Annotated in this window: 8 protein-coding genes and 1 pseudogene; 8 read left to right on the forward strand and 1 reads right to left on the reverse strand. The window is 58.0% G+C overall.

All coding sequences use genetic code 11. The features are described 5' to 3' along the window. The first annotated feature begins 480 nt into the window (after positions 1 to 480). From NWI01_RS18135 to NWI01_RS18165, 8 genes are all read left to right on the forward strand, one after another. Positions 481 to 996 carry a sigma-70 family RNA polymerase sigma factor gene (locus tag NWI01_RS18135; RefSeq protein WP_244613888.1) on the forward strand — a complete coding sequence of 172 codons (516 nt, stop codon included), beginning with the start codon at positions 481 to 483 and terminating at the stop codon, positions 994 to 996. 86 nt (positions 997 to 1,082) lie between these two features. Then, positions 1,083 to 2,069, forward strand: coding sequence for a FecR family protein (locus NWI01_RS18140; protein WP_244613889.1), 987 nt, complete (start codon positions 1,083 to 1,085; stop codon positions 2,067 to 2,069). 127 nt (positions 2,070 to 2,196) lie between these two features. Next, positions 2,197 to 4,644 (forward strand): TonB-dependent receptor, encoded by a 2,448-nt coding sequence (locus NWI01_RS18145; RefSeq protein WP_181410584.1) that lies wholly within the window; start codon positions 2,197 to 2,199, stop codon positions 4,642 to 4,644. A gap of 351 nt (positions 4,645 to 4,995) precedes the next feature. After that, a complete protein-coding gene (locus NWI01_RS19215) occupies positions 4,996 to 5,166 on the forward strand; it encodes a hypothetical protein (RefSeq protein WP_181410585.1) in 171 nt (56 codons plus the stop codon). Beyond that, entirely contained in the window at positions 5,167 to 6,732 is a 1,566-nt protein-coding gene (locus tag NWI01_RS18150; protein WP_141385345.1) for a PepSY-associated TM helix domain-containing protein, read from the forward strand. A 4-nt stretch (positions 6,733 to 6,736) separates the two neighbouring features. After that, a complete protein-coding gene (locus NWI01_RS18155; protein WP_141385346.1) occupies positions 6,737 to 7,084 on the forward strand; it encodes a DUF3325 domain-containing protein in 348 nt (115 codons plus the stop codon). A gap of 314 nt (positions 7,085 to 7,398) precedes the next feature. Beyond that, positions 7,399 to 7,497: a hypothetical protein gene (locus NWI01_RS19980; RefSeq protein ID WP_244613890.1), complete on the forward strand. Its 99-nt coding sequence runs from the start codon at positions 7,399 to 7,401 to the stop codon at positions 7,495 to 7,497. Positions 7,498 to 7,645: 148 nt separating this feature from the next. Next, on the forward strand, positions 7,646 to 8,110 hold the full coding sequence (locus NWI01_RS18165; protein WP_141385347.1) for a hypothetical protein: 465 nt from the start codon (positions 7,646 to 7,648) through the stop codon (positions 8,108 to 8,110). Positions 8,111 to 8,152: 42 nt separating this feature from the next. On the opposite strand, the pseudogene NWI01_RS18170 reads toward NWI01_RS18165, so the two are convergent. Next, positions 8,153 to 8,495: pseudogene (locus NWI01_RS18170) on the reverse strand (recombinase family protein); the annotation flags it as partial.

The following is an 8,495-nucleotide window of genomic DNA, read 5'->3' on the forward strand; positions in this document are numbered from 1 at the left end:
AGTGCTACCCGGCACAAACCCCTTGATCCGCCTCCCACTGATCATCCCGAAGCGCATCGCAATCCATCGCTGACCTCCAAAAATCAGCGTTGAATCTGATTTGACCCTCCGTGGAAATCCCAAAAACGTTAAATCGTCACTACGACCTAGAAGGAATCCCAATACGTTGACGTCGTTGAATTATGGAACAGGTCGCACCCCATATGGGGTTGGGGGCATTTTGTCATTTAGAACCGATCAAAATTATTGAGATTGCAGAGTTTTCCGCTTTATTCTACCAATCCGGATGATCGGGGATCGTGAGCTGGTAACAAGAACCGCGCCCACGCTCTCGGCTCATTCCGAGGAACGTATGCGCATCCACCTAGTAAAGGTGACGAGTGTCTTTAGTGATGGCAAAAACGCTGTCCGTCGCGTTCCCGCTCGCATGGCCGACATCTCTACCCTGTACGCCGGTGAAAATCGGGTGGTGAGGCCGACATGAAAATGATCGGCAGCCTTCTATCGGAGATGTTTCGCTTGCATCACCGTGATCTCGTGCGCTTTGCCACGCGTCTGGTCGGTGATCGTGACGATGGCGAGGAAATCGCCCAGGATGCTTATATGAACATCGCGGGTCGCGGTACGCAGGCCGGTGCCATTGTCCATCCCAAGACCTATCTGTTCACCGCGGCGCGGAATGCAGCCGTCGATTTTACAGCCAGACGGAGGGTTGAGTGGTCTTATCGCGTCGATATTGACACGGTCGATGACATTGCATCTGAAGCCGATCCACTCACGACATTTGAGCAAAAGCAACAGCTTGCCCGTCTTGTTGTAGCGCTCAACGAACTTCCCGCAGCCTGCCGCCGAGCGTTCATTCTGAACAAGATCGAGGGGCGTGGTCATCAGGAGATCGCGCTGTCGCTTGGAATCTCGGTGAGCATGGTCGAAAAGCACATCATGCGTGCGCTGCGGCACGCCCGCAATCTGCGCCGCGAGGATGGCTCTTTTTAGCTCGGCGATTGAGGATTTTGGTTCCCAATGCGGTCTATAGAGACGGAGCTGCATTCGATAGCTCTATATGTCTCTGATGGGTCGCTGTGAGCCAAGATCAACCGAAACGCCCGCTGCCATCGCCCGAAGCCTCTGACGAAGCACTGCGCTGGGTCATGAGGCTGAATTCGGGGACGGCCACGGCTGCCGATCGTCGCGGCTTTGAGATATGGAGAAAGCGCAGCGACGAGCATGAAGAAGCCGCACGGGAGGCCGAAGCTCTGTGGACCGATGCTGGCTACCTTCACCTTGATCCGCAAACTGGCATCGTCAAACCTGGTCGCCCGATCAAGTCCGGTCAGACACGCCGGACCATCCTGACAGGTGTTGCGGGGTTTGTGGTGCTCGGCGGGAGCCTGTGGGCGACGGCTGCTTTCCGAAATCGAAACGCCGATTACGAAACAGGCCTTGGCGAGACGCGCACCGTGACGCTCCCCGATGGCTCGCGTGCAACGTTGAATGCCCGTTCAGGCATTGCTCTTGCGTTCTCCCAATTGGAACGGCGTGTTGTTTTGATTGGCGGGCAGGCCTTTTTCGAGGTTGAGCCTGAAAGCGCGCGGCCGTTCAGAGTCGAGATCAGCGACGTTCTCGTCACCGCGCTCGGTACGGCATTCGACGTAGACTCTAATCTTGCAGACGGCGCTGTCTCGATATCGGTGACACAACATGCTGTTGAGGTCGCTTCGTCGTCCCGTAGCGGGTCCTTGGAGCGGTTGAGAGTTTTCGAAAGCCAGGCCGTCACCATTGATGCGAATGGTCATATCGGCCCCATCGCCACGCAGGCTTCGTCAGTAACGACGGCATGGCGCAAGGGAATGTATATTGCCGAGAACAGAACCCTCGGAGATGTCGTGGCCGCCCTGCGAAGCTATCATCAAGGTTGGCTCGTTATTCGTGGAGAGGGAACAGCGAAGCTCCTTGTGAACGCAGTTCTGAATCTGCGGACGCCAGACGAATCTCTCGATGCTTTGGCGAGCGGCCTTCCGATTTCTGTCCGCCGGCTCTCACCGTATCTGGTTGTTATTTCAGGCTGATGCCCATTCTGAACTTTTTTGTGCGTCTCGTTGAGGATTTTCCGCTCCGGCCGGTCTAAGTCTTTGAGGGCCAGGGAAGGCGCGAATGCTTCGGTGCCCTCGAAAACGAGTGGAGACGGGGGCGTTTATGGATTCGCGGCAGCGGGATCACTTTTTCAAGGCGGTTTTAGCGGCATCGTCGGCAATTGGCCTGATTTCTTCGCTCGACGCGGCCGTTGCGCAGCCTGCGGCTAATGCCGTCGCGTATAATATTCCAGCGCAACCGCTCACTGCGGCGCTGACTGCTGTTGCGCAGCGTAGCGGCTTGCGGCTGGCCTATAGCGCTGCTCTTTCGGCCGGTCGTTTTGCGCCTGCGTTGCAGGGTTCGTTCACGCCGGTGCAGGCGATCGAGCGGCTGCTGGCGGGCACCGGACTCACCTACCGCTTCACCAATGCGAACACTGTGACGATTGAGGGGCCTGGTGCAACGACAGCCACTGGCGCGATGCCGGCTGGCGCGATTGCGCTCGACACTATTGATGTGCAGGGTGCGAGCAATCCGAACGCGCTGATCGGCAATCTGCCCCCAGTATATGCGGGCGGACAGGTCGCCAGCGGAGGACAAGTCGGTATCCTCGGCGCCCGCAATGTAATGAACACGCCGTTCAATCAGACGAGCTATACGTCGAAGCTGATACAAGACCAACAAGCTCGCAGTATCGCGGATATTGCCGCAAATGATCCCTCCGTCCGGGGGTCATGGTCGGGATCGAGTTATACTGATCCGCTAATTATCCGTGGCTTTGCTACCAGCAACCAGGATGTTGCGCTCAATGGCATGTATGGCGTCGTCCCGTTATATTCGGTTTCACCGGAATTCGCCGAGCGGGTTGAAATACTCAAGGGTCCTAGCGCTCTCCTCAATGGTCTTCCGCCCCAAGGAAGCATTGGCGGCTCTGTAAATATCGTTCCCAAACGTGCTACCGACGAACCAATTACCCAGGTCACTCCTGCTTTCTTTTCACGGTCTCAAGTCGGCGGCCACGTCGATATCGGTCGCCGTTACGGCTCGTCAAAGGAATTTGGGGTACGCTTCAATGGTGTTTACAGGGACGGTGCCACGGCCGTTGATCATCAATCAAGGGAAGTGGGTTCCAGCGTCTTTGGCCTAGACTACAGAGGGGAGGCGATACGTTTGTCTGCTGACCTGGGCTACCAGAAACAGCACACCCAAGCGCCTGTACGCCCCACTTACGTAGCAGCGGGCCTTCCGGTTCCAGCAGCGCCGAACGCTACCAACAATTGGGCGCAACCATGGACCTACGTCGATACCGCAGAAACATTCGGAGCTCTGCGCGGCGAGATTGATCTTTCTCCAGATTGGACGGCGTTTGCGGCCATGGGCGGACGTTACACCAAGGCTGAGTCCCTATATATCTTCACTAATACGATAACGAATAGCGCGGGGAATATAACGCAAACCACCAGGTTCTTGCCTGAAGAGGTCAATTCAAATACCCAGGAAATTGGTCTGCGTGGTCACTTTGCGACGGGCCCAGTAGTCCACGGTGTTACTCTGAGTGCCTCACGCATGTTCTCCCAATTCGCCAACAATGTTGCCAACGGTCCTGCGATCGCATCGAATATCTATAGCCCTGTAATTGTCGCGCCGATCTCGATCGCCAGACCCGATGCGAGGAAAGCATCTGAAATAGAATACTCCGGATTAGCAGTTTCAGATGTCCTTTCAATATTGGACGAGAGAGTGCAATTCATCGCCGGTGTTCGGCAACAGTATGCGCAATCGGAAAGCTTTAGCACCGCTACCGGGCTTCAAACGGATCGTTATTTTAAGTCAGCGCTATCTCCGTCTTTCGGACTAATCGTCAAACCATGGGAGAACGTATCCCTCTACGGAAATTATATCGAAGGACTACAGCAAGGTGCAATCGTTGGGCCAGCATTTGCAAATGCTGGGGAAATATTTCCTCCCTACGTCAGCATACAAAAGGAAGCAGGAGTCAAAGTAGATTGGGGAACACTTACCACCACGATAAGCGCCTTCGAGATCGCGCAGCCAAGCGTAATTACGATTATAGGAACACCGCTCAGCAGCCAGAAACTCGATGGGGAGTTGCGCAATCGTGGTCTGGAATTCAATTCGTTTGGCCAGATTGTGGAGACTGTTCGAGTGCTCGGCGGTGTAGCATTCTACGATGCTGTTCAGGTGAAGACTGCTAATGCGGCGAACGACGGCAAAACCGTCCCTGGGGTGCCTCGTATGCAACTCAATCTAGGCTTAGAATGGGACACGCCCTTCGTGCCTGGTTTGACGGTGTCGGGACGCATGATCTACACCAGCTCACAATATATCGACGCCGCAAACACCCAAAGCATTCCCGATTGGCAGCGCTTTGATTTGGGAGCGCGCTATGTGTTCGAAAACGAGGGGAAGCCTATTACCATCCGCTTCAATGTACAGAATGTGCTCGATAGAAATTACTGGGCCACTGCTTTTTCGAATTTTCCATCCAATCACGGATTGAACATGGGAGTGCCTCGTACGTTCTTGTTGTCTACCACATTTAACTTCTGACGTTCGTCGTCTGATCCTGGCTGCTTATCCCGAGTAGCGAATAGGGTCACGTTCTGAGAGGCGATGCCATGGCTAGACACTTGGGTTGACCGATGGTTGGCAGACTCGTTCCGCTCCAAAGCTTGAATTTAACATTGCCGGCGAATGGGATCTTACGTTCGTGCAAGGGCTGACCCTTACAGGGCGTGTTCGCCCCGAACGTTTCGCCTGTCACTAACGACGGATTTTTGATGACGGTGGTTGCCCGAGTTTCCTTCATTGCTGTTCGGGTGCTTTTAGCCATTATCGGTGGTTATACTGCCTCGGCCGGCCTGACCGCACTTTTCGCTACAGCTGCCCGTCGCGACGACGTTGCCCCGCAGCGAGGCCGTGGTGCTTGCCTCGATGCTTGGCTTCATCATCTATCTCGTGCTGCTGCTCTGGAGCTTCGCTGAACGACGACTGTGGCGTCTCGGCTACGTCCTCGCGTTTCTTGCGGGTAGCGGATTCGGCTTTGCGTCTCTCTTGGGCTTGGGGGGCTGAATGGAGCCGACCTTCCGGCAATCCATGGACTGGCTGCACACCTGGGCGGGCGTGGTGTTGGGCGGCCTGCTGTTCGCAATCTTCTGGATGGGCACGCTCGCTGTGTTCGATCGGGAGATCGACCGCTGGATGATGCCGATGACGCGGCTCACTATACCGGAGACAAACATCTCCTTCGATGCGTTGCGGCCGTCCTATGAAGCGGCGGTTAAGGCGAGGGCTCCAGTCTGGTCCGTGATCCTGCCGACGGAACGCGAGCCTGTTCTGTGGCTCGCGTATAACGACGTCTCAGGCCAGGTTCGCCAATTTATCGATCCATCGACCGGCGCCGCTCTGCCCGATCCCGGCACCTTGGCCGGCAGGCGGTTCATCTATCCGTTCCATTACATGCTGCACATTCGCTTCCAGCAAATCGGCATCTGGCTCGTCGGGCTCGCTAGCATGGCCATGCTGGCGCTTTGCATCTCCGGCGTCGTTATCCATCGCAAGATCTTCGCCGATTTCTTCACATTCCGGCCACGGAAACAGCCGCGCCGGATGCTGCTCGATCTTCATAACGTCGCCGGGGTGCTCGGCCTGCCGTTCCACGTCGTCATCACGCTGTCTGGCCTCATCATCTTCTGGTCGATCTATTTCCCGAGCGGCTGGCAGACGGCCTATCCGAACCAGCAGACGCTTAACGTCGAGGCTTTCGGCATTTATGCGCGTTCGAAACTCAACAAGCCCGGCGAGCTTGCTTCGCTCGATGCAATGGTTGCCGAGATGCAAAGGCTGTGGAGCGGCGATAGGCCGAGTTCGATACAGGTTTACCATCCGGGCGATGCGGGGGCCTATGTGAGAATTAGCAGGCTCGGCACGAATCGCGTCACGCGCCTGACCGACGTCGCCTCTTTCGACGCCGCGACCGGCGCCTTGCTGCATCACAGCGTCGCGCCAAGGCCGGTGATGAACGGGCAACGCTTCATCGCAGGACTTCATCAGATCCAGTTCCGGCATTGGATGTTGCGGTGGTTCTATTTCGTGCTTGGTCTGTCGGGCTGCGTGATGATTGCGGCCGGCTATCTCTATTGGATCGATGCGCGGCGCAAGAGACATGCGCAGGCGGGTGTCCCCGGCGTGCGCATCGTCGAGGATCTGACGATCGGCGGCACGACCGGCATCGTGATCGCCACGCTCGCCTTTTTCGTCGCCAACCGCTTGCTGCCGCTCGGGACGACGTTTGCGGGATATGAGCGCGCGGCGCTTGAAGTCTGGGCCTTCTACCTCGTCTGGATTGCCGCGTTCGGCCATGCCTGGCTGCGGCCGTCCCGCGCCTGGATCGAGCAGTGTTGGACCATTGCGGCATTCGGCGTCGCCGCTGTCGCGCTCAACTGGATCACGACCGGCGCCCATCTCGTCCGCAGCCTCATGCATCCGCATCTCTGGTCTGTGGCCGGCATGGACCTGCTTCTGCTTGTAGGGGCGGCTACCGCCGCGCTGACCGCGCGCAAGCTGCGGTGCCGCGCCGCCGGTGCGTCGGCAGGCGCTGCGAACGTCCGGAGCGCCGAACTTTACCCTGCGGAGTAGCGTGATGAACAGCATTCTGTCGTTCGTTGCACTGGTCCTCGTCCTGCATTTCGGGTTTGCCCTACTCGCGCTTAGCCAGGATCGCAATTGGCGGCTGGTCGTGGCAGCGCCGTCGCTGTCGCGCGTCGCCAAGATCACGCTTCGCATTGCGGGCTATGCGCTGCTCGCACTCGGTCTGTCGCTTGCGTTGTGGCGCGACGGTCCGGGTTTCGGATCACTGATGTGGGGAACGCTCATCTCGCTCGCGGCCTGCGCGGTAACGATGATCCTGAGTTGGCGGGCGCATTGGATGACGCCGCTGGGATCTGCCATTCGAGCAACTACATCGCACCATAGCGCGAAGCCGAGGTAACGAGTTTGGTCGAGATGCGTGGTTTCTGACAGGCATCTCTGAATCAATGCCGGCGTATCGCGCCGCAAGGCTGAAGCCCATTGAGCCTCTCGCGAGGGGATAGCCATGGTCGAGAGTGCCATCAACGACGGACAACGAGTCAACAGAGCATCTCGTCCGGGAAGTGGACCGCATGCCGGCCGGTTCCGGACCTCCAGAGCACGCCAGCCGGTGGCGACGCTCGCAACGAAAGATCATACCCATGATGCGTAACATCCGGACAATCGCGGCAGGTCGTACGCTCGGCCGGCGATTCCGCGCTCGACGCCGAGGCGGTGTCGCTGCCGCGCCGCGCCAGCCCCGTCCCAGCCCCTCCCTCCAACGTCGGCGGCGGATCCATCACCCTCTCCGTCCCAATCAGGTTCAACAGATAATGTCACCTTCACACGAACGAACCTCAGACGACGAGCTCGCTACCTCGCTCAACGGCGTCAGCGCCGTGCTGGCGCGGGTGGCGAGATTCGTGAAGTAGCGATAGTCGAAATCGAAAGCCGCTTTATCCGGCACACAAGGAGATCGCCCATGCTGACGCTGGTCAAGGATGTCGGTGTTCCCGTTCAGCCGGCTGCGCCGCCGTCAAAGCCGCGGTCGCGCCAGGCGCCGCGGCAACGCGATTACAACCGCCGTCGCTTCCTCGGCTGGCTGCGCGACGAGGTGGCGGTGTTGCGCTCCGTCGGGCTCGGCGTTCGCGAGATCGCCGTGCGTCTCGATATCGAGGAATATGACGTCCTGGCGTTCTGTCCAAAACCAAAGGAGAGCGTTTTGCGTCGCAGCCTTCCGCGTCGTGCCGTCGAGGCGCTGCTTCATGGCCGCCACGCCCCGCTCGGAGGCCGGACAATCGCCAAGCGCAGCCGCCATCTCGTCGAAATCGCCTCAGCCTACACCTGGGAAGAACTCTTGTCCGAACCCGGCGTCGGAACCGTCACAGCTTCGGAAATACGCTTGTGGCTCCAGGAACGAGGAGCATCGCTCCGGCTGTCGGGGTAATGCGACGGTGATGTGCGTGGAACCTGTTCTTAAAGAACCTTCTTAGTATTGCTTCGCCCAGGAAATCGGCAGCAATTTCGGAATTGACCGCAGTGTCAGCGCACCTCCAGCTTTCTCCGAAAGTACCGCTTCCGTGATTGACGGCGCGAGGAACGCGAGGCGGAGCTGCTGACGAATTATTTTGGGATGGAGTTTGATGTCTTCAGCGAGCGCCCCGATTGAGTTGTAGCGACCTGAAGTGAGATCGTTGAGCCAGGCGTGGGCGCGGACAATGGCCTGGAGAAGCTTGGGATCGGATTGACTCTGGTCCGTGGGCTCGATGACTGCTGCGGCGTTGGTTTTCGCTAATCTCCATGGAATCTCGATGGGCCGTTCGGTGTAGGCC

The organism is Nitrobacter winogradskyi (assembly GCF_006539545.1).
In the GTDB taxonomy this organism is placed as follows: domain Bacteria; phylum Pseudomonadota; class Alphaproteobacteria; order Rhizobiales; family Xanthobacteraceae; genus Nitrobacter; species Nitrobacter winogradskyi_A.

Excerpts from the sequence above, each read along its gene's own strand:
- NWI01_RS18135 (WP_244613888.1), top strand. The coding sequence starts at position 481 with ATGAAAATGATCGGCAGCCTTCTATCGGAGATGTTTCGCTTGCATCAC.
- NWI01_RS18145 (WP_181410584.1), top strand. The coding sequence starts at position 2,197 with ATGGATTCGCGGCAGCGGGATCACTTTTTCAAGGCGGTTTTAGCGGCA.
- NWI01_RS18150 (WP_141385345.1), top strand. The coding sequence starts at position 5,167 with ATGGAGCCGACCTTCCGGCAATCCATGGACTGGCTGCACACCTGGGCG.
- NWI01_RS18155 (WP_141385346.1), top strand. The coding sequence starts at position 6,737 with ATGAACAGCATTCTGTCGTTCGTTGCACTGGTCCTCGTCCTGCATTTC.
- NWI01_RS18165 (WP_141385347.1), top strand. The coding sequence starts at position 7,646 with ATGCTGACGCTGGTCAAGGATGTCGGTGTTCCCGTTCAGCCGGCTGCG.